General features: G+C 42.5%; 16 protein-coding genes. 5 read left to right on the forward strand and 11 right to left on the reverse strand.

Translation table 11 applies throughout. The annotated features are described in order from the left end of the window. Positions 1-7: 7 nt before the first annotated feature. From NT175_06020 to NT175_06035, 4 genes are all read right to left on the reverse strand, one after another. Positions 8-1,870 (reverse strand): glycoside hydrolase family 13 protein, encoded by a 1,863-nt coding sequence (locus NT175_06020; protein ID MCX6234267.1) that lies wholly within the window; start codon positions 1,868-1,870, stop codon positions 8-10. Between the two features lies 1 nt (position 1,871). After that, complete coding sequence (locus NT175_06025) at positions 1,872-2,759, reverse strand: cation diffusion facilitator family transporter (protein ID MCX6234268.1); 888 nt, start codon at positions 2,757-2,759, stop codon at positions 1,872-1,874. Positions 2,760-2,831: 72 nt separating this feature from the next. Then, entirely contained in the window at positions 2,832-4,676 is a 1,845-nt protein-coding gene (locus NT175_06030; GenBank protein ID MCX6234269.1) for a glycoside hydrolase family 13 protein, read from the reverse strand. Between the two features lie 78 nt (positions 4,677-4,754). Beyond that, positions 4,755-5,996: an aspartyl protease family protein gene (locus NT175_06035; protein ID MCX6234270.1), complete on the reverse strand. Its 1,242-nt coding sequence runs from the start codon at positions 5,994-5,996 to the stop codon at positions 4,755-4,757. Between the two features lie 185 nt (positions 5,997-6,181). Between NT175_06035 and NT175_06040 the strand changes: the two genes are divergently transcribed. From NT175_06040 to NT175_06055, 4 genes are all read left to right on the forward strand, one after another. Continuing rightward, complete coding sequence (locus NT175_06040; GenBank protein MCX6234271.1) at positions 6,182-7,933, forward strand: alpha-amylase family glycosyl hydrolase; 1,752 nt, start codon at positions 6,182-6,184, stop codon at positions 7,931-7,933. 25 nt (positions 7,934-7,958) lie between these two features. Further along, positions 7,959-9,197 carry an ATP-binding protein gene (locus NT175_06045; protein ID MCX6234272.1) on the forward strand — a complete coding sequence of 413 codons (1,239 nt, stop codon included), beginning with the start codon at positions 7,959-7,961 and terminating at the stop codon, positions 9,195-9,197. A gap of 75 nt (positions 9,198-9,272) precedes the next feature. After that, positions 9,273-12,431, forward strand: coding sequence for a beta-phosphoglucomutase family hydrolase (locus NT175_06050; protein ID MCX6234273.1), 3,159 nt, complete (start codon positions 9,273-9,275; stop codon positions 12,429-12,431). A 26-nt stretch (positions 12,432-12,457) separates the two neighbouring features. After that, entirely contained in the window at positions 12,458-13,102 is a 645-nt protein-coding gene (locus NT175_06055; protein MCX6234274.1) for a uridine kinase, read from the forward strand. Between the two features lie 43 nt (positions 13,103-13,145). Here NT175_06055 and NT175_06060 read toward each other — a convergent pair whose 3' ends face one another. From NT175_06060 to NT175_06085, 6 genes are all read right to left on the reverse strand, one after another. Next, a complete protein-coding gene (locus NT175_06060) occupies positions 13,146-13,481 on the reverse strand; it encodes a hypothetical protein (GenBank protein MCX6234275.1) in 336 nt (111 codons plus the stop codon). 108 nt (positions 13,482-13,589) lie between these two features. After that, complete coding sequence (locus NT175_06065) at positions 13,590-14,411, reverse strand: hypothetical protein (GenBank protein MCX6234276.1); 822 nt, start codon at positions 14,409-14,411, stop codon at positions 13,590-13,592. Between the two features lie 108 nt (positions 14,412-14,519). Continuing rightward, a complete protein-coding gene (locus tag NT175_06070) occupies positions 14,520-14,837 on the reverse strand; it encodes a hypothetical protein (GenBank protein ID MCX6234277.1) in 318 nt (105 codons plus the stop codon). 415 nt (positions 14,838-15,252) lie between these two features. Further along, a complete protein-coding gene (locus tag NT175_06075) occupies positions 15,253-16,563 on the reverse strand; it encodes an MFS transporter (protein ID MCX6234278.1) in 1,311 nt (436 codons plus the stop codon). A 225-nt stretch (positions 16,564-16,788) separates the two neighbouring features. Continuing rightward, positions 16,789-17,241, reverse strand: coding sequence for an SsrA-binding protein SmpB (gene smpB, locus NT175_06080; GenBank protein ID MCX6234279.1), 453 nt, complete (start codon positions 17,239-17,241; stop codon positions 16,789-16,791). Positions 17,242-17,301: 60 nt separating this feature from the next. Next, a complete protein-coding gene (locus NT175_06085) occupies positions 17,302-18,024 on the reverse strand; it encodes a YggS family pyridoxal phosphate-dependent enzyme (protein ID MCX6234280.1) in 723 nt (240 codons plus the stop codon). Positions 18,025-18,163: 139 nt separating this feature from the next. Between NT175_06085 and NT175_06090 the strand changes: the two genes are divergently transcribed. After that, entirely contained in the window at positions 18,164-20,029 is a 1,866-nt protein-coding gene (locus NT175_06090; GenBank protein ID MCX6234281.1) for a sulfatase-like hydrolase/transferase, read from the forward strand. Between the two features lie 83 nt (positions 20,030-20,112). On the opposite strand, the gene NT175_06095 is transcribed toward NT175_06090, so the two are convergent. Further along, on the reverse strand, positions 20,113-20,292 hold the full coding sequence (locus NT175_06095; protein ID MCX6234282.1) for a MarR family transcriptional regulator: 180 nt from the start codon (positions 20,290-20,292) through the stop codon (positions 20,113-20,115). Positions 20,293-20,446 lie beyond the last annotated feature (154 nt).

The raw sequence follows: 20,446 nt of genomic DNA on the forward strand, positions 1-20,446 counted from the left end.
ACTGTTTTTATTTCAGTTCGATTATGATCGCTGTTTTTGCAGGCACCTCAATGAGGTTCAATTCATTGACTTTTTGTTCATTGATGACATCATATCCTGATGAAAATCCCTTCATGCATTCTGCAAAATGTTCTGTATTCACGGTTTTTGCTATGGCATTATTATTCATGATAACCATGACGGTTTCTGTATTGTCATACCGGAAGTATGTATATATCCCATCTTCTGGAACAAAATGTCTGAAATTGCCTTTATGTATGACTTGTTTATCCTTTCTCCATTTTAACAGCTTATTCAGATAAGTATATGTCTCATTCTGAAGCAATGTCCTGCCTGCAGGGACAAATGCATTCACCGGATCTTCAGACCAACCTCCGGGGAAATCGGCCCTGATAAATCCATGGCCCGTTTCGGCATTGCCGGTCATAAGGATCTCGGTGCCATAATAGATCATGGGTATGCCTCTGGTCGTCAGGATATATGCAAGTCCCATCTTAAATTTATTGGGATCTTCCTTAACGCTTGTGAAGAAGCGTGTGAGATCATGATTGTCAACAAAGACCAGGTTATTCTCAGGGTGGCCGTATAAAAAGTCCTGCGCCAGGACGTCATAAATCCGGGCAAGGCCGGTATAGTATCCCTCTTCCTGAGTAAAGGCTTCATTGAGTGCAAAACATAACGGGAAGTCTGTTACGCATGGAATATGAGAGTTATAACCATCCCTGTTGGGTGAGTCCATCTGATAATAGGCAGTCATGGATTCATAACGTAACCAGGCTTCCCCCACGATCGTGAAATTCGGGTATTCTTCCGATATTCTTTTTCCCCAGTCAGCAATCATCTCTTTATTTGAATAGGGCTGGGTGTCGAGGCGTATGCCATCCAGTCCGGCCCATTCAATCCACCAGATGCTGTTTTGGATCAGATAGTTGGTGAGATACCGGTTATTTTGGTTCAGGTCAGCCATGTGCCGGTCGAACCAGCCTGTGAGCATCCTGGTTTTGTCATAATCAGAAGCATACGGATCGGTGATGGTCGAAGCCCTGAAATTCGACGGAGTAAAGTCGGGAAATTGATGTATCCAGTCAGGTGATGGCAGATCTTTGATAAACCAGTGGTTTGTGCTGCTATGGTTGAAGACCATATCCATAATGATCTTCATTCCCTTCTGATGGCATCTTTCAACGAGTTGCAAATAATCTTCGTTGGAGCCCAACCGGGGATCGGTTCTGTAGAAATCGGTGATGGCATAACCATGATAGGAATAGCGGGGATTGTTGTTTTCGAGGAATGGATTCAGCCATAAGGAAGTTACACCAAGATTTTGAATATAATCCAGATGGTCGATGATTCCTTGCAGGTCACCGCCGTGACGGCCACTTGGATCCTGTCTGTTTGCCTTTTCGGTCATCCCGGCTATGTCATCATTTCCCGGATTACCATTGGCATAACGATCGGGCATGATAAGATAAATGACATCCGACTGGTCAAAGCCTTTTCGCTGCGATGATCCGGTTTTTCGCTCCTTTATTTCATAAACATGGTGGAGAATGGATTTTCCATCTTTATAAAATTCAATATCAAAGGTACCTGCCCGGCATTCCTCTTTGATAAGGAGATCAATGAAAAGATAGTTGAGATTCTCAGTGCGATGGGTTTGTGCCAGCAATACACCTGGATATGAGATAAATGGTTCAGTCAGTGCAATATCATTTCCATAAACCAGCAGTTGTAACTCTGGATATTTCATACCTGTCCACCAGAATGGGGGTTCCACCCTGCCGATAGATATGTCCTGCGATCGTGACCATGCAAAAGGAATGAAAAACAGAAATAAAAATAGCACTGGAGTCCTGATAATACTAATCATCCTAGCTTTCATTTTGAAGACCATTGTGTTCTGGTTCAACATGTACATGAACTTCAGCTCTTTTAACTGCAACTTTGATTTCCTCTTCAATTTTGTCGGAAATTATATGTGCCTGTTCAATGTTCAGGTCAGGGGCGACATGTATGGACACTTCGATAAATATCTGGGCACCGGCTTCTCTTACCCTGAGATCATGATAGTGAATGATTTCAGGGACGCTGAAGAGTATTTTTTCTATTTTCATCGTCGCATCACCTGGTGCTTTATCCAGCAGTACATCAATTGATTTTTTGCCCAGACGGAACGAAACAGAAATAACAATGATGGCTACTCCCAGGGCGGCGAGAGAGTCAGCGATGAAAAAACCAAAATTGGCGCATATCAGCCCTAATAGCACAACCAATGAGCTCCAGATATCTGTGGAAAAATGCAGAGCATCGGCTTTCAGTGCCTGGCTGTTATGTTTTTTTGCAGCCTTGTTCAAGGCTCTGGAGCGTGATACATCAATAATAATTGACGAAACGACTACCACGTAGCTCCAGATATTCACATCAATTTCTACTTCTCCGGTCGTCAACCGGTGTACAGCTTCATATATTATCCAGACACACGTGACTAATAAAAGCAGAGTTTCAGCTAAAGCTGACACATTTTCGATTTTTCCATGTCCATAGTGATGATCGAAATCGCCAGGTTTATCCGAAACCCTTACAGCAAAAAAAGTAATGGCCGCAGCCACCATATCCAATCCTGAATGTAAAGCTTCGGAGAGAATTCCGAGGCTTCCTGTCACCAATCCTACAACAAGCTTAAAGCTGGTCAGAAAAATCGCAGCGAAAAGCGATAGTAATGCAACTTTCTTTTTCTCCTTGACTGCCTGGTTTTTCATTTAGTACAAATCAGGTATCTCATATAAGCCGACAAAGATATGAGTTTTGATAAATTCCAATCAAAATCATGATTATTGCCTGATCAATATTTTTCCCCATTTGGGATAAAGGGTCAGGCTGAGCTTTTGTCCTGTAATGATGACCGTTGCATTATCATTCAGCACATCCACGAACTTACCTTCAAAACCAGTGGGAATTTCTATTATTCTCCTTTTATTATTATTGTTCAGGAAAATGATTGCCTGTTGTCCTTCATAATTTCTGGAAAATGCATATATCTCGTCCGGATCATTAATATATATGGTCTGAAAGTCGCCAAGTTGTAACACTTTATAAGTGTTTCTGATACCGGTCATTCGTTTATAATGGTTAAACACGAATCTTTCGATATTCACAGCATCGGTTTGGTGGCTTTTTCTGCCATCAGGGAGGAAAGAGGCGCTGTCGAAAGACATGTTGTCCCATATCATTGGTTTCCGGCAGCAGGGATCATTGGCACCCCACATCCCAACTTCATCACCATAATAAATCATTGGCGCTCCGGGGTATGTCATCTGAAAAATAATCATTAGTTTGAGGATAGTATACGCATCATTATCAGGCTTACGCGTATTATACCAGGGATTCTTTGCCTTGGATTTATTGAAATAATGTTTTTTTTCGAGAAAGCTTTCAATACGGGTATTGGTTATCCGTGATGAGGGCCTGTCAGTGTCGTGGCTTCCAAGAAGGTTTTGCATGACGAGATTGACATCACCGGTAAAGGCTTCCCTGTGAGCTTTGAGAAGGCTGTCGAACCTGCTCACCGAACACTGGTACCTACCCTTGATGAAATATTCGCTGGTGATAAACATGAAATTGTAATTCATCACTGCATCGAACTGATCTCCCTGTAAATAGGGCCTAATAGCCTGCGTCGAGTCAATGATCTCACCAGTCAGGTATGCTTCAGGATTTATGGATTTGACAAATGTCCTGAAATCCTGCCAGAAGCGGTGATGGATTTCGGCGGCGACATCCAGCCGCCACCCGTCGATTCCTTTTGATAAATCCTTATTGTCACCGGGATCCATCCATCGTTTCACTGAAGCAAAAATGTATTTTTTTGGACCTTCTGCAAGTCCTTTTTTAGTCTCTCTCAATATCGGCATATCTTTGACACCCCACCAGCCTTCATAATCAAACCGGGTTCCCATTGCAGGATCATCAAATGATTTAATGACGAACCAATCCTTGAAACGTGAATTCTGCTGGTTTTTCAGTACATCCTGAAATGCAAAGCTATTAATGCCCATATGGTTGAATACGCCGTCGAGGATGATTTTCATTCCGCGTTGATGAACCTCACGGATGAGCTTAAGCATGAGGGAGTCAGCCGATGTCCATTTCCACGTTGAAGGATCGTCGGGGATCTCGGATGCAATCAGTTTTCTATCACCCTCAGGATTTGGTCCGAAGTTAGGATCGATATGGTGGTAACAGGCTGCATCGTATTTATGGTATGAAGGCGCCATAAAAACAGGATTGAGATAAATGGCCCCGATGCCAAGTTGTTTCAGATAATCGAGTTTATCAAGGATGCCCTGCAGGTCGCCGCCATATCTCCGCCGTGTGATGTTATACCATATATCTTTCCCGTTTTCTTTTTCATAGGGCTGCAGCTCGTACCAGTCTGATGTCCAGGGATGCACCTGCCATGGCAGTACTGTATCGTGGGGCCACGCTCCCAGGATATCACTATATGTCGGATCATTTGTCGTATCCCCATTGCAGAAACGCTCCGGGAACACCTGGTACCATACAACTTCTTTCGCCCACTGCGGAACATCCGACGTTCTATCTGCCGTCATAACACTGCAACTTAAAAATACGATGATGAAAAGTGCCAGGATCAGATTGAAGACTAATGATTTCATAGAAGATATAAAAACAACACCAATGAAGTGATTTTTTCGGCAAATATAATGTTATAATTTAACCCCATTTTAAACATTCTATATCATCTTCTCCAACCTGAACTTCACCTTCAGAATCTGTCCATTGCTGTCAATTTTTAATTTAACCATCCTTCCTGGCTTTGAACGAAGAGTATGGTTGATCTCATTGAGCGTCAGATCAATGGCACTGATACCGTTTACTGCGAGAATCAGATTACCGTTTTTTATGCCTGCTTTTTCGGCAGGTGACCCGGGCAGTACCGAAATAACCTCAAACTTTTTCAGATCGGTGCCTGAGGCTATCAGCTCGATACCGCTGAGGTTATATTCAAAAGGTTCAATGTAGGTGTAATTTTTCTTCAGGTAAATTTTTTTATTAAAATAATCGAGTATGATATCGAAACGGCTGAGAATTTCTCCTCCGAGTGTTCCTTGTAAGATCGGGTCATCTGTTTTGTCATTGATCTTATAATCAGGTGAAAACGACACTACAACGTCAGTGAGGGTAAAGTTACCCAGACTGAGTTCGTGTATTCTGGTGAAGAAGCCTTCAATATCGCCACCCAGTCCCCTTCCGACTGCAGCATTGATCTTCGCAAAGGGAAGTCGGATATCATTATTTTCAGGTAGTTCGAAAAGGATAGTATGGCTAGCACCAAGATCAACCATTAGTCTGCATGGTATTATGGTATCACCTGTTAAATTAACGCCAGCTGCCAGATAAGGCTTGTTATTTTCGAATTCAACCTTAAGTGCTAAGTATCTTTTGGGTGGCCGGAAGTGCTCCGGAGTGATGAATGTTAACATTTTTGTCGTAAAGTCTATCTTAACGACAAAATGGCGCAGGATATCAAATCCTATTATCCCAAACACATTTATACCAAGATAATTCCTGAGGTTGAGAAAATCCTCTTCAAGGACAAGCATATTCAGGTTCTTTCCTGATATTCCGGGTAAAGTCATATCGATGTTCCCAATAACACAGGCATCGATTTTTTCCCTGCTTCCGATGACAGGTATGCTCACCATGCGGTCGCACGTTACGCCCAGGATATCGCACAACGACCGTTCGGTAAGAATGTTAGTGCTCACACCAGAGTCAAGAATGAACTTGCAGGGCAGGATTCCCTTCAATGTGACCGGAATAATGATCAGGTTATTAAAATTCTCAAAAGGTATATCAGTCCGTTTATGCCCGGAGGTAAGTGTAAATCCAACCTGCTGCGGAGAGGCTGTCTGACTTAAGAATAATACACTGGTTGAAATGATGAGATATTTTGATAATATATTGAAGATCATTTGAATTATAATAATTAGGACATGATAAATATACTAAAGATTTGTAAAGCCCGATAAGGAATCTGTATTTCGGTGAACGCTGCCACCCTTATCCTGAATTTGTTAAAGTATCATAATGCGGTCGTGCCAAAATATGCCATCCTCAAATAATTTGTAACTTTGAATGCACATTTTCAGGATAATTTATGGAACATCACACTCTTTTTGAATCGCTAAGAAGCTATTGGACTGAATTATATCCCGCGATTCCGCTGAACGCATTAAGGGAATTTACCGGTGAACTGGAAACACTGAAAAAGAGCGTGCAATTTGAACCTCTTGAACCACAGTGGTATAAAGATGCGGTAGTATATTCCCTCTACGTCGATCTTTTCAATAAGGATTTTGCTGGATTGATCGAAAAGTTGGATTATCTGAAAAGTCTGGGAGTCAACTGTCTGTGGCTTCTTCCCATTTTGAAATCACCGATGCGGGATGCGGGATTTGATATCTCCGATTACCGCAGCATCAGACCTGATTTGTTGGGATTGCCTCACTCAGCCTCCGATGCGGAAAGGGAACGGGTCTTTATTCATTTTCTCCAACAAGCACATGAGAATGGGATTAAGGTGATTTTTGACATAGCCATTAACCATACCTCCGAAGAGCATCCGTGGTTTATGGAATCGCGCATATCCTCCTTTGGCAGGTATAGGGATTATTATATATGGAATAGTGACGACAAAAAATATTCTGACGCCCGCATTATTTTTAAAGGATTGTGTGCGAGCAATTGGGAAAAATATGGTGATGCCTATTATTTCCACCGTTTTTTTGAATTCCAGCCCGATCTGAACTACCATAATCCTGAAGTCCTGCTTGAAATGTCAAAGAATTTGCTTTTCTGGCTGGCAAAGGGCGTTGATGGTTTCAGGGCTGATGCTATACCATACATTTGGAAAGAAGAAGGCACTGCCTGTGAAAACCTGCACCAGGCACATGTTGTGGTGAAATTTTTTAGGGCTGTGCTGGATTATGTGAGGCCAGATACATTGCTCCTTGCCGAGGCCTGCCAGAAACCAAATGAAGTTGTCAAATACTTTGGCAATGGCGATGAGTGCCATGCAGGTTATCATTTTCCGCTAATGCCTCAGATGTTCAAGGCTCTGGCTATGAACGACAAAAGCCCTGTTGAACTGACACTCAGCCTGGATGTCACACCTGGTATACCGGATAACAGCCAGTGGTTCACTTTTCTCCGGTGCCACGATGAACTTAGTCTGGAACTGGTGTATGTTACTGAAGAAGACCGGAAATTCATTCACGACAGCTATTGCAGGAAGCCGGAATGGGATTTCCGCCTCGGACAGGGTATATCGGCCCGGTTAGCCGAACTGATGGACAGGGATCCACGGAAAATAGGACTGATCTTTTCTGTAATGCTTACCCTGCCTGGCACACCTGTAGTATATTACGGCGATGAATTCGGAAAATTGAACGATGAAAAATATTATTCGGAGATGATTCGTTTGACAGGGAAAAATGATACCCGTTTTCTTGTTAGGGGAATGATCAACTGGAATGAATTGGATGAACAGCTTAATCTGCCTGGCAGCTATTATGCTTCGGTGTATCAACAGATTAAAAATCAGATCAATATACGCAGGAGATTCCGGTGTTTTGGCAGAGGTGTCATTAAATGGGTGAATATCACTGACTCAACCCAAAAACCTACGACAGCAGTGTTATCCTTCATCAGAAGCTACCGGAGTGAAAATATTTATGTTTTAAATAACCTGTCGCCTGAACATTTGACCCTTAAACTGCCGGATGACATGGATATTGCCGCACCTGTTGACCTGCTCGGTGCCAGGGTTGATGTGGATGATCAGCGTAATTTATATCTGTTACCCTATGGCTATTTATGGCTCACTATCAGAGATAACGGCAAGGAATAATGCACACACCTAAATAATGATCACTATGGATTCAGAGCAACTAAAGAACAGGGTGGATATCCTCAGGAAGGTGGAGGTTTTTAAGGATACGCCGGAAGATATCCTGCAGGGAATAGCCGGTGTTCTTAAAGAACATGTTGTAAAGAAAGAGGAGATTATCTTCCGGAAATGTGATGTAGGCCATTCCATGTATATCATCGGGAGTGGTTCGGTGAGGGTGCACGTTGGGGATTATGTCATCACACGCATGGGACAGGGCAGGGTATTCGGAGAATATGCCCTTTTTGACAAGGAGACCCGGTCGGCATCCGTTACTGCCGAAGAAGAAACATGCTTGCTGGAACTTGAACAGTCGGACTTTACGAATTTAATGGCTTCCAACCTCGATATGATAAAAGGGGTTGTTAAAATTGTCGTCAAACGTATCCGTGAAATGAATGAACTGGAAAGAAAACTTGCGCAGAGCTATATAAAAATCCAGAAACAAAATGAAGAGATAGCCAGGCAGAACGAGAGTATCACAGAGCAGAAGAAGGAATTGGAAAAGAAGAATGTGCAGCTCTTACAGCTCAATGAAGAAAAACATCATCTCATCAATGTCCTGGCCCAGGACCTGCGGAATCCCCTCACAAGCAGCCTGTGCCTCGCCGACCTGCTTAAATCACAGACCACAGACCTTTCAAAAGAGCAGGTCAAATCAATCGAAGTGATTCATAAATCCATAAAACGGATCAATCATATTATCAACCAGGTGCTCGACATCAATGAAATTGAGAGCAAAAGCATAAGCCTGAAGCCGGAAGTGACGAATTTGTTAATTCTTCTGAATGAAATCAGTGAGATCTATACTTATGCCCTGGCACAAAAGAATATTCAGTTACATCTTGATGGCAGCGACCTGTTTGTGAAGGTCGATCCGATTTATGCCGCACTGATATTTGAAAATATCCTGTCGAATGCCATAAAATTTTCACCCGACGGTAAAAATATCTATATCAGATTGATAAAAAAAGAGGATATGGCTGTTGTTGAGATTATCGATGAAGGTCCGGGTATAAGTGAGGATGATGTGAAGAAGCTCTTCGGTAAGTACCAGAAACAAAGTTACCAAAGTATAGGACAAGATGAAACACAGGGCATTGGCCTGTCTATAGTAAAAAAATACACCGAGGCCATGAAAGGTAAGATATGGTGCAGCAGTAAACTTGGAAAAGGCGCAACAATTGGTGTTGAATTCAAACTATATCAGCCTTCAATGTCATAAAGAATGTCATAATGTTTTGCAATGTTGGCCATCGGCAGCGAACCTTAAGAAAACTATGACAATATAGGACCATACATGACTGATTACGGATTTGATGCGGTTATTTTTGACCTGGACGGTGTGATCACCCGTACAGCGCTTGTTCATAGTGCTGCATGGAAGAAGATGTTTGACGACTATTTAAAAGACAGGGTTCGAAGGTATGGTGAGATTTTCAGGGAATTTGACCATGAACAGGACTATCTCCCTTTTGTTGATGGCAAACCAAGATACAAGGGCGTGCAGGATTTCCTGGAATCCAGGGGTATACACTTGCCCTTTGGGAATCCTGAGGATATAACTGACATGGAAACCATCTGCGGCCTGGGAAACCGCAAGAATGAAGCTTTTAATGATGTACTGAGGACTAAGGGCGTTGAGGTATATGATTCTACAGTAGACCTGATATACGAATTGCAACGCAAAGGCATCAAAGTGGGAGTAGCATCCTCAAGCAAGAACTGCAGGGCGGTGCTTGAGCGAGCAGACCTCCTTAAATTCATGAATACCAGGGTCGATGGTGAAGTGTCGGCAGAACTCGGCCTCAAAGGGAAGCCCGAACCCGATATCTTTACAGTAGCCTGCGATAATCTTGGTGTGCCTTATGACAGGGCTGTAGTCGTCGAAGATGCCGTTTCAGGCGTACAGGCCGGCCGGAAAGGGAATTTCGGACTCGTTCTTGGCATCGCCCGCGAAAATAATGAACATGAATTACAACGAAATGGCGCTGATATCGTCGTGAGTGATATCGGCAAAATCGGATTTGACGGCATCGCAGAATGGTTTGCAACAGGTCTTGATAAGGACAATTGGTCAATAGCCTATTATGATTATGATCCAAAATTGGAGCGAAACCGGGAATCGCTGCTGACTATTGGCAATGGCTACTTCGGAACCCGCGGAGCGATGGATGAAACTACTGCCAATTCGGTCAATTATCCGGGCACCTATATGTCATCCGTTTATAACCGCCTGGTGTCAAAAGTTGCAGGACGTGATGTCGAAAATGAGGATTTTGTCAATGTGATCGACTGGCATTTTATCACCTTCAGAATAGATGATGAAGAATGGCTGGATATTAACAAGGTAAAGATCGAGGATATCAAAAGGACTCTGCTTCTGAATGATGGCATTCTTTACAGAAGAGTGGTGATAAAGGATGAAAAAGGTCGTCGGACCCTGATTGAATCCAGGCGCATAGCAAGCATGGACATACCTCACCTCGCTGCTGTTGAATACTCGGTTATCCCGGTAAATTATTCTGCCACAATAACTATGAAAAGCGGTCTTTATGGTGATCATATCAATGCCGGTGTCGATCGTTACAAGGAGCTGAACCAGCGCCATCTGGAACCTGTTGAGGAAGGTTGCAGCGACAATGCCCATTTTGTCGTTGTGCAAACAACACAGTCAAAGATTAAGATAGCCGTTGTAGCCCGGATGACGGCAGTGCATAATGGCCAGGTGCTTAAGCCCGTTTTCATGCACAACTCCTCAAAAGGAAGGTCGGAACTTCTTTTTAGCAGGGAGATGAAAATGGGTGAGGAAATTAAAGTGCACAAAATCGCAGCCCTTCACAAATCGACCGATCATCATCAGATCAATCCCTGTAAGGCTGCATTGTCATTGCTCAAAGGGTATTCATTTTTTAAGGATGTTCATACCAGGTCTGCTGAACAGTGGGAGACAATCTGGGACACCATAGATATAAAAGTTGAAGGTGACCGTTTGACGCAGAAGTTACTTAGACTTCATCTTTATCATTCACTGGTAACGACCTCTCCGCACAACTCATGGATCGATACCGGTATCCCTGCCAGGGGATTGCATGGTGAAGCTTACCGCGGTCATATCTTCTGGGATGAGCTTTATATTCTTCCTATTTATTTCATACACTTTAAAGATGCAGCTCGATCTGTCCTCATGTACCGTTACCGCCGACTGGATGCAGCGAGGAAATATGCAATGGAAAACGGATATTCCGGTGCCATGTTTCCATGGCAAAGCGGCAGCGACGGACGGGAGGAAACACAGATCATCCACCTGAATCCTGTTTCCGGGAAATGGGACCCCGACCATAGTTCGCTGCAACGCCATGTTTCACTGGCTATTGCCTATAACATATGGTATTATTTCTGGATAACCGGAGACCTGGATTTCATTAAATCATACGGTGCCGAGCTGTTCTTTGAAATATGCCGGTTCTGGGCCAGCAAAAGTAAACTTAATTCAGCAACAGGAAAATATGAGATCGACAGGGTCATGGGACCTGATGAATTTCATGAAAAATATGAAAATTCCGATACCGGAGGCCTAAAGGATAATGCCTATACAAATTTGATGGTGGCATGGACATTCCGGAAGGCACAAGAACTTTATTCAGCACTGGATAATGAATCAAAGCTGGCTGTTGAAAGGCAAATTCATTTGACTGTTAAGGAATTGGCCCATTGGCAGGAACTCGCAGGGAGTTTAAACATCGTCATTTCAGAAGATGGAGTTATTGCCCAATATGATGGGTATTTTAAACTGAAAGAACTTGACTGGGATTTTTATAAAAAGAAGTATGGTAATATTTACCGGTTCGACAGGATATTAAAAGCTGAAGGCCAGTCACCTGATGAATACAAGGTAGCCAAACAAGCCGACACGCTGATGACATTTTATAATCTGGATAAGGATGAGGTGGACGAGATTCTGAATGCCATGGGTTATAAGCTGCCGGTTGATTATCTTGAGAGGAACCTGAATTATTACCTGAAACGTACCTCACATGGATCGACACTGAGCAGGGTAGTACATGCTCATCTGGCCAATTTGCTGGGTGATAAAAAGCTGAGCTGGTCGCTCTATTCCGATGCCCTCACCAGTGATTATAACGACATACAGGGTGGAACAACAGGCGAAGGCATTCATGCCGGCGTGATGACCGGAACAGTATGGCTGGCTATTTCTTCCTATGCGGGGCTGAACCTGCGATCGGAAATGGTAAAATTCAACCCGAATCTCCCGGATCACTGGAGATCTGTTGAGTTCAAATTCACCTTCAAAGAAAAAAATTACCATTGCATCGTCTCTAAATTGGGTGTAAATGTCAAGGTGGACGGTCCAGTCGGACATCAAATTAAAATTGGGTTGGCCGATAAAAGCTTTACTGTCAAATCGGGCGAATGGCATAAAATTATAATCAGTTAAATCTTCATTTTTAATTAACTTTCACTATGTTAGGAGACGTTTTATTAATTGAAGACAAGCACCGCAATGCCGGGCAAAAAATTGTCGATTTCATTCTTAAGAACCGGAAAGGAAAAATGATGGTCGGTATCTCCGGCGAATCCGGTTCAGGCAAGTCGGAGCTGGCCCACGTCATAGCCCGTTTGCTTCGCAAGGAAGGCATTATGGCTAAGCCGATACACATCGACAATTATTACCGTATTCTTCCTCTCGAACGCACGGAGTGGCGAAAAAACCACGGTATTGAAAATGTTGTCGGTTATGGGGAATACGATTGGGATAAAATATACCAGAATATTCGCGATTTCAAGGATGGCAAAACATCGTCCATGCCCTGCGTTGATTTGGTTACCGAACAGGTTGATACCCTGATCACCGACTTCAAGGGCATCGACATGCTGATCATCGACGGTTTATACGCCATAAAGACAGAAGGAATTGATATAAGGATATTCATCGAGCTCACCTATCACGAAACTAAAAAAGCGCAACTGGTGCGCGGCAAGGAACCACAGAATGAATACCGTATGCGTGTCCTGGAACAGGAGCATAAGATGGTACAGGCGCTACGACCGGTGGCAGACTTGCTGATTACCAAGGAATATGAGATGGTGTCTGCCGGAAAGATTTGACGATTGTCGATTGGGCGATTTTCGATTTGACGACATCCAATCCCTAACCGTGATATTCAGGGATCACGGCAAGCGCAAACAGACGGTAGTTATGCAGTCGTTTCAGGCCTAGAAGTAGTTTTGACCATCCAAAAGGGAACAGGTACCCGTTGAGATCATTTTGCAGCATATCTACATCGGGCAGGGCTATATTGAAACTAATGGGGCGACCCTGAGCATCCTCGGCAACAGGCACACCCTTGGGCTGTATGACCGGCTTCAGGTCGCGAGCTACGGCTAACGCTTCGGCTTCCGTTACCGGTGTATAACCCCAATTATCGGTGAGGCTGCGATTCGACAGGTCAATAACCGTCTGTACATACTGATCGTGGCGGAGCATATCAATCTGGCGCATACGCACGCCATAACGCTTGGCTACAGCACCATTCAGGTCAGGCTGGGTTTTGAAATTTGAGTTAAATGAAAAAAAGCGCCGTTGAAGAACGTCTTAATTTAAGTAGGTCTTGACTGCACCTTTATTCCCGAAGAAATAGTTCAACCCAAAGTCTATTACCAAACCACTCCTGGTGACTTTATAATCCTGATCCTTGATCTTGTTTTTCTGTGATTTAAAACCTATTTTAGGAGTGAATGCAAGGTAATCGGTGAAAAAGTAATTATAACCGGCTCCAACGTAATAGGCGGTGATATTTTCTTTTGTTTTATCGGCAGGGTTAGAGCCCGTCTTGTATGATGAATTATTGGAGCCAAAACCAAAACCTCCGTTGACAAAGAAATTTCTCAAACAACCATTGAAAGGCAGGTTGTAAAGGACCTGTGGCATAAAAATAAATCTGCTGCCTGAATTTTCATAAGGATACGCAACGTCTTCCTTGCTTTTATATTTATAGGTGTTGAGAGTGATATTTGCACCGACAGCCAGGTTATTGATGACATAATAATATCCATTTAAGCCTACCCGGAAGTCAGTTTCGTTTTCGTCCATGTTCATGCCGGCTTCTTCCGTAATATCGTAATTTAGGGTATATTTATTCAATGAAAGGCCAATCCATGAGGTTACACCCATTAATGCATATCCCTGCTGGTAACGTTCATTGACCTTGGAACAGCCATTCCCTATATCACAGGAATAATCGTGATTTGGAATAAAAAAAGTAAGATCAAGATAAAATGCAAGTTCGTTGTCTTTGTCGTCACCTCCGTCCCAATCGGCTTTTCTTGATTCATAACTGATGCCAGGTGTAACATATCCGTTGCAATTGGGCGATAGTTTGATAGGTGATTCAATGCCGAGAATATAGCCAAACATATTATCCTTCTCGTTATAGTTATCACCGTATTCATACTTTGCCTTTCCGATACCAACAGCGCCCCATGCCTGCAGGTTTAATTTCCCAAAACTCCGGCCATATAGAAGCTAGAGGTAGGCCATAGTACTGCTATTAAGATAAGAATAACCTTTTTTCTGTTTTTCCCTGTCATATGTAACATATAACCCACCGGCAAAATGATTGACAGGGAAATATAGTGCCCATAATTCGACTTCACTAGTGTTATAGTTCCTTTTTGCATTATCATTAGTCTTGTCGGACATAAAACTGACGCCTAAACTCTGGTTTACATCGTAGGTCCAGGTACCTTTTGAATAAATACCCCCATTCTGGGCTTTTGCGGTTGTCATTCCCAAAGCCAGGAAAGCAGTAACCGCCAGTAATAAGAAGTAATTTTTTTTCATAAGCTGGAATTTTGTTGTAAGTGTGATTAAATAAATTTATAGAATTAATGTCCGTAAATTTAAAAAAGAATATAAAACTTGTCAAGTGGTTGAAAAATTTATACACAAATTTTGGATACATTGAATATAAATTTTATGACGTTTGCTTTTCCCACATGCGCCGGAGAGTAGCAAATCAATGCGGTATTTTGTGAAGTTTATCCTGCAACATACGGGGTTCAACAGCCTGGATTACAATTTTTTATAAAACCGTTATGACGATGAAGAAAAAATGGTGATATGAATGGGCGATTGTCGATTGGGCGATTTGGCGATGTGCGTCTAACCTGTAAACTTTTTTTAGGACTAGACACCTCTTTATACTTCAGAGATCGAACGTCGAACATCGCACCATCGAAAATCGACAATCGCCCAATCAATTGCTTCTGGTTTGCTTATCCAGGATATCCTTGACAAAAAACGTGCTGATAGCTCCCAGAATCATGAAAGCCCCGGCCATGATTAGAGATAACAGAGGATCGTCATGAAAAATATATTGTAAAATCAACCCCCCGAAAATACCGTTTACAATCTGCGGGATGGTGATCGACATGTTAAACAACCCCATGAACATACCCATTTGTTTGGGAGGAATCGAACTGGCCAACATGGCGTAAGGCATGGCAAGGATACTTCCCCATGCAATGCCGATTCCGACCATCGGGATGACCAGCAACTGATGGGTCGGGATGATGTAAAAAGAAATAAAGGATAATCCACCGATGGTGAGAGCCATGGCATGTGTTGTTCTCCGGCCGATTCGCTTCGCCACCTTTGGCAGTAACAACGCAATGATAGCTGAGATCCCATTATATATCCCGAAGAGAATGCCAACCCAGTTTCCGGCATTTTGGTAAGCCAGTGAGTTGGGATCCGTTGTTTCGAAAAAGTGTTTGGCTACTGCGGGAGTGGTGAACACCCACATGGAAAACAGGGCAAACCATGAAAAAAATTGAACCAATAATAACTGCCACATTGTTTTTGGTATCTTGAATTTGGCCCTTTTCTTGTCTGGTTCATCATTTTCATGATAATACTCCGGCGGATATTCCTTTGTAGATGCTACCGTCCAGATAATTGTCGACACGAGGATAGCCGCACCGAAATAAAAAGATATGATGACATTTGGAGGTACTAAACCTTTCCCCGTCGCTTCTTTGGCTATTCCAAACCAGTCACCCAAAATATAAGGTAACCAGGAACCCACCACGGCGCCGATCCCAATAAGTAATGTTTGCATTGAGAAACCTAAAGTATGCTGTTCGGGGGGGAGTTTATCGGCGACCAGGGCTCTGAATGGCTCCATCGAAATATTTATCGAAGCATCCATGATCATAAGCAATCCACCGCCGATAAACATCGGTGAAATGAAGGTGGCCAGATGTGGTGCATTAGGCATCAATATCAAGGCAATGCTTGTTAAAAAAGCCCCTGCAAGAAAATAAGGACGCCTTCTTCCCAATCTGTTCCATGTTCTGTCACTAAAATATCCGATGATAGGTTGTACGATCATGCCGGTAATCGGTGCCACAAGCCAAAACCAGCTCAGATCATGGACATTGGCACCGAAAGTCTGTAATATCCTTGAGGCATTGGCATTCTGAAGTGCAAACCCGAATTGAATACCCAGAAAGCCGAAGCTCATGTTCCATATCTGCCAGAAACTTAATTGTGGTTTTATTTTCATAAAGGAGAGGTTAGGATGAATACCTGCAAATATACAAAAGGCATATCAGGGTGAAAAATTCTTGGCAGACTTTATGAACCAGATGTAGCGATGTAGCGATGTAACGATGTTGCGATATGCGAAGGAATGATTACTGAATTAATTCACAATATCGTTTTTTTATTACTTCGTTACATCGCTACATCGTTATATACTCGAGTGTCCTTAAAATAATTATTAACCGGATTACTCCTCTTTAAACCTCTCCGTATCCCTTGCATAATCTTTTCGTTTAATCGACTCCCTCTTGTCATAAGCATGTTTTCCTTTGGCCAGGGCAATGTCCAGTTTGGCAAGTCCTTTTTCATTGATATAGAGCTGCACAGGAATGATAGTGAATCCTTTTTCTTTGACTTTGTTCAGCAGCTTGCGCAGCTCCCGTTTGGTAAGCAGCAATTTCCTGTCGCGTTTTGGTTCGTGGTTATAGTGTGTGCCATGGGAATATTCCGCAATATGCATATTTTTAACAAAAAGCTCTTCTTCAATGAAATCACAGTATGAGTCAGCCAGGCTAACTTTCCCAATGCGAATCGATTTAATTTCTGTTCCTGTAAGCTGGATGCCGGCAGTAAAAGTCTCCAGTAAAAAATATTCAAACGAGGCCTTCTTGTTTTTTATAGTGATAACCGCATTTTCCATAAGTCAGCAAAGTTAATGAACTATCTCACATACCCTAATAGATCGTTCACTGATCATTGATCATTGATCATTGATCATTGATTTTCTCCTTTCCCCAAATATCGCCGTCCCAATCCTTACAATAGTGCTGCCTTCCTCAATAGCGATTTCATAATCACCCGACATACCCATCGAAATCTCTCTGAAGAATTCATTTCGGGTGAAGTAGGCTTCTTTCAGATCTGTATAGATTTGTTTCAAATCCCTGAATTCCTGGCGAACATTCGATTTATCCTTTGTGAAAGAGGCCATTCCCATGACCCCGATAATCGAGATATTCTTACATGCAATATATTCCGCTGATCTGAGTATCTCTGTGGCTTCCTGGAAGGACAGACCGAATTTGGTCTCTTCCCGTGCAATATGAAACTGGAGAAGACAATCAATAACACGGTTGTATTTCTGGGCCTGCCTGTTCATCTCACCTAATAATTTCATGCTGTCGGCACTTTCTATCAGACTGACAAATGGAGCAATGAATTTAACCTTATTCGTCTGTAAATGCCCGATAAAATGCCATTGGATATCTTCGGGCAGAAAAGGTTGTTTACCGATGAGCTCCTGAGCCTTGTTTTCGCCAAAGAGCCTTTGCCCATAATCGTATGCCGCCCGGATGTCCTCTGCAGCCTGTGTTTTGGAAACAACAACCAACCTGACATGTTCCGGCAATTTCCGGCGGATATTTTCAAGGGTTTCCTGTATCGACATAAAGTACAGATTTTTTGAGTGAGTGTACGAAATCATTAAAGAAATCAATCTTGCAAAAATACTAAAAGACTATAAAGATATTGCAATCTGGCATTAGAGTGAACTCTGGTGATAGGGGCAAAGGAGTTACCATTAATTTCATAATTTTGTCGTGAAAAACAATTCCGGGAGAGTCATGCGCAGGATACTTATAAACTTTATATTGCAGTTTTTATTCTGGATTTTATTTTTTGCTTTTGCCCGGGTGATATTTCTGGTTTATCATGCCAGACTTCTGGCAGAGGAACATACCGGATTCTTACATACACTGGCATCGTTTTGGTATGCGCTCAAGCTCGATGCGGCCACTACCTGTTACATCCTTGTATTTCCGTTTCTTTTATTAGTGGTGCAGTCACTTTACAGCCCGCCTTGGCTGAATGTCATCAATAAAATCTATACGGCCGTTGTCCTGTTCGTATATTCACTGATAACTACAGCTGAGCTGGGTATTTACTTCGAATGGAAAACAAAGCTTCATTATAAGGCTTTGATGTATCTCATGCACCCAAAAGAAATTTACGACTCGGCCGAAACATCAACATTTATTATTCTTTTGGCTATTCTCATCATTCAGTTTCTGGGAGGATTACTTTTTTATTTAAATTTTTTTTATAAACCTGTCATTCATTTCAAACGGAAGATTGGTTTTTCAGTTTTATTTTTTATCGTGACTTCTGCTGTACTTTTCGTTGGTGGCAGGGGAGGGCTGCAACCTATTCCCATTAACCAGAGCGAAAGCTATTACTCCCGGTTTAATATCCTGAACCTGGCCTCGACCAACTCCGCTTTTAACCTGTATATCAGTTTCTATGAGAACCATAAATATCTCGGGAAGAATCCATTTAACTTTTATGATCTGAATGATGCCAAAAAGGAAGTAAGTGCAATTTATTCGGTTCCAACTGATACGACTATTCAGATTCTCAAAACAAATCGCCCCAACATCGTCATTTTGATTCTTGAAAGCTGGGCAGGCGATCTGATCGGGACTTTAGGTGGTGAGCCGGGTATTGCTCCTGAATTTCACGAGCTCGAAAAAAGTGGCCTGCTATTCACTAATATTTATGTCAGCGGCACGAGGTCGGAACAGGGAATGGGGTGTATCTTCAGCGGTTTCCCCTCGCATCCCATCTCCTCCATTGCCGTCCAACCTGATAAATATACTAAGCTGCCAAGCATTATCCCAATCCTGAAAAATCAGGGCTATGCCACATCGTTCTATTTTGGCGGTCAGCTTATTTACGGCAACATCAAAAGCTATATCATCTGGAATGATTTTGACCGGATTAAGGAAGTCTACGACTTCGATGATAGTCTGCCAAGAGGAAAACTGGGCATCCATGACCAATATACCCTGAATGAACAACTGAATGATCTGATGGCGGAAAAGCAACCGTTCTTTTCGGCTTTGTTTACAGTGAGCACCCATTCACCATTTGATATGCCGATAGCTGAAAAAATAGATTGGGGTTATAATGCTAACATAAACGATTATTTGAATTCGGCTCATTACACCGACCATTGCCTGGGTGATTACTTTAGAAAAGCTGCTAAAGAGACCTGGTTCGACAATACCTTGTTCATCCTTGTAGCCGATCACAGCCATTATTCTCAGAAAAACTGGAATTATTATTCGCCCCAGTACCATAAGATTCCCCTTCTCTTTTACGGGAATGTCATCAAGGATGAATTTAAGGGAAAGACATGTGCCAGAATAGGCTCTCAAACCGACATCGCGGCCACCTTGTTCGGGCAGATGGGATTGTCTGCTGCCGCATTCCACTGGAGCAAAAACCTTTTAAATCCATACTGCCCGCAATTTGCCTATGTCGCTTTTGAAGAAGGAATCGGGTGGATACGACCAGAAGGTTCTTTCTTTTTCGATAACAGAATAAACCACTATTATTATGATGACCTTCCCTCTGCCTCGAAAGATCAGATCATCAGGGAAGGAAAATCATTTCTGGAGGTGCTTTTTCAGGAATATTTAGACTATTAACAGTTAGCAGTCGGCAGTCAGCAGTCGGCAGTGAGGATAAAGTCTTTCATCCAAACGCAGACCGCAGACTGCCGACTGTCGACTTATTTTTTGACGCAATAATAGCATACTTTCGGTGAAGCGATCTTTTCCTCCGTTTTAAGTGCTTTTATTGCCTTATCAACTTCCTTTTTATCAATACCGGCTTTATCAGCAATTTCCTGTGATTTTAAGGGCGTTGTAGAATCCTTTAAGGTTTTAAAAACTAATTCCTTAATTTCCATAATCAGTAATTATTAAGGGTACCTCTAAAAACTTTTATTTATTAGAAATTTGAAAGACAAAACAACCATACTTTAAATTTTCAGCTCCGAAAGCCTCATCATATTGGGCTAAACGGTGCTGGACTTATAATCGTTCTTTGACTTTTTGTATCCT

It is taken from the genome of Bacteroidota bacterium (assembly GCA_026391695.1).
In the GTDB taxonomy this organism is placed as follows: Bacteria; Bacteroidota; Bacteroidia; order Bacteroidales; family JAGONC01; genus JAPLDP01.

Excerpts from the sequence above, each read along its gene's own strand:
- NT175_06020 (MCX6234267.1), bottom strand. The coding sequence starts at position 1,870 with ATGATTAGTATTATCAGGACTCCAGTGCTATTTTTATTTCTGTTTTTC.
- NT175_06025 (MCX6234268.1), bottom strand. The coding sequence starts at position 2,759 with ATGAAAAACCAGGCAGTCAAGGAGAAAAAGAAAGTTGCATTACTATCG.
- NT175_06030 (MCX6234269.1), bottom strand. The coding sequence starts at position 4,676 with ATGAAATCATTAGTCTTCAATCTGATCCTGGCACTTTTCATCATCGTA.
- NT175_06035 (MCX6234270.1), bottom strand. The coding sequence starts at position 5,996 with ATGATCTTCAATATATTATCAAAATATCTCATCATTTCAACCAGTGTA.
- NT175_06040 (MCX6234271.1), top strand. The coding sequence starts at position 6,182 with ATGGAACATCACACTCTTTTTGAATCGCTAAGAAGCTATTGGACTGAA.
- NT175_06045 (MCX6234272.1), top strand. The coding sequence starts at position 7,959 with ATGGATTCAGAGCAACTAAAGAACAGGGTGGATATCCTCAGGAAGGTG.
- NT175_06050 (MCX6234273.1), top strand. The coding sequence starts at position 9,273 with ATGACTGATTACGGATTTGATGCGGTTATTTTTGACCTGGACGGTGTG.
- NT175_06055 (MCX6234274.1), top strand. The coding sequence starts at position 12,458 with ATGTTAGGAGACGTTTTATTAATTGAAGACAAGCACCGCAATGCCGGG.
- NT175_06060 (MCX6234275.1), bottom strand. The coding sequence starts at position 13,481 with ATGCTCCGCCACGATCAGTATGTACAGACGGTTATTGACCTGTCGAAT.
- NT175_06065 (MCX6234276.1), bottom strand. The coding sequence starts at position 14,411 with ATGTTTGGCTATATTCTCGGCATTGAATCACCTATCAAACTATCGCCC.
- NT175_06070 (MCX6234277.1), bottom strand. The coding sequence starts at position 14,837 with ATGAAAAAAAATTACTTCTTATTACTGGCGGTTACTGCTTTCCTGGCT.
- NT175_06075 (MCX6234278.1), bottom strand. The coding sequence starts at position 16,563 with ATGAAAATAAAACCACAATTAAGTTTCTGGCAGATATGGAACATGAGC.
- smpB (MCX6234279.1), bottom strand. The coding sequence starts at position 17,241 with ATGGAAAATGCGGTTATCACTATAAAAAACAAGAAGGCCTCGTTTGAA.
- NT175_06085 (MCX6234280.1), bottom strand. The coding sequence starts at position 18,024 with ATGATTTCGTACACTCACTCAAAAAATCTGTACTTTATGTCGATACAG.
- NT175_06090 (MCX6234281.1), top strand. The coding sequence starts at position 18,164 with ATGCGCAGGATACTTATAAACTTTATATTGCAGTTTTTATTCTGGATT.
- NT175_06095 (MCX6234282.1), bottom strand. The coding sequence starts at position 20,292 with ATGGAAATTAAGGAATTAGTTTTTAAAACCTTAAAGGATTCTACAACG.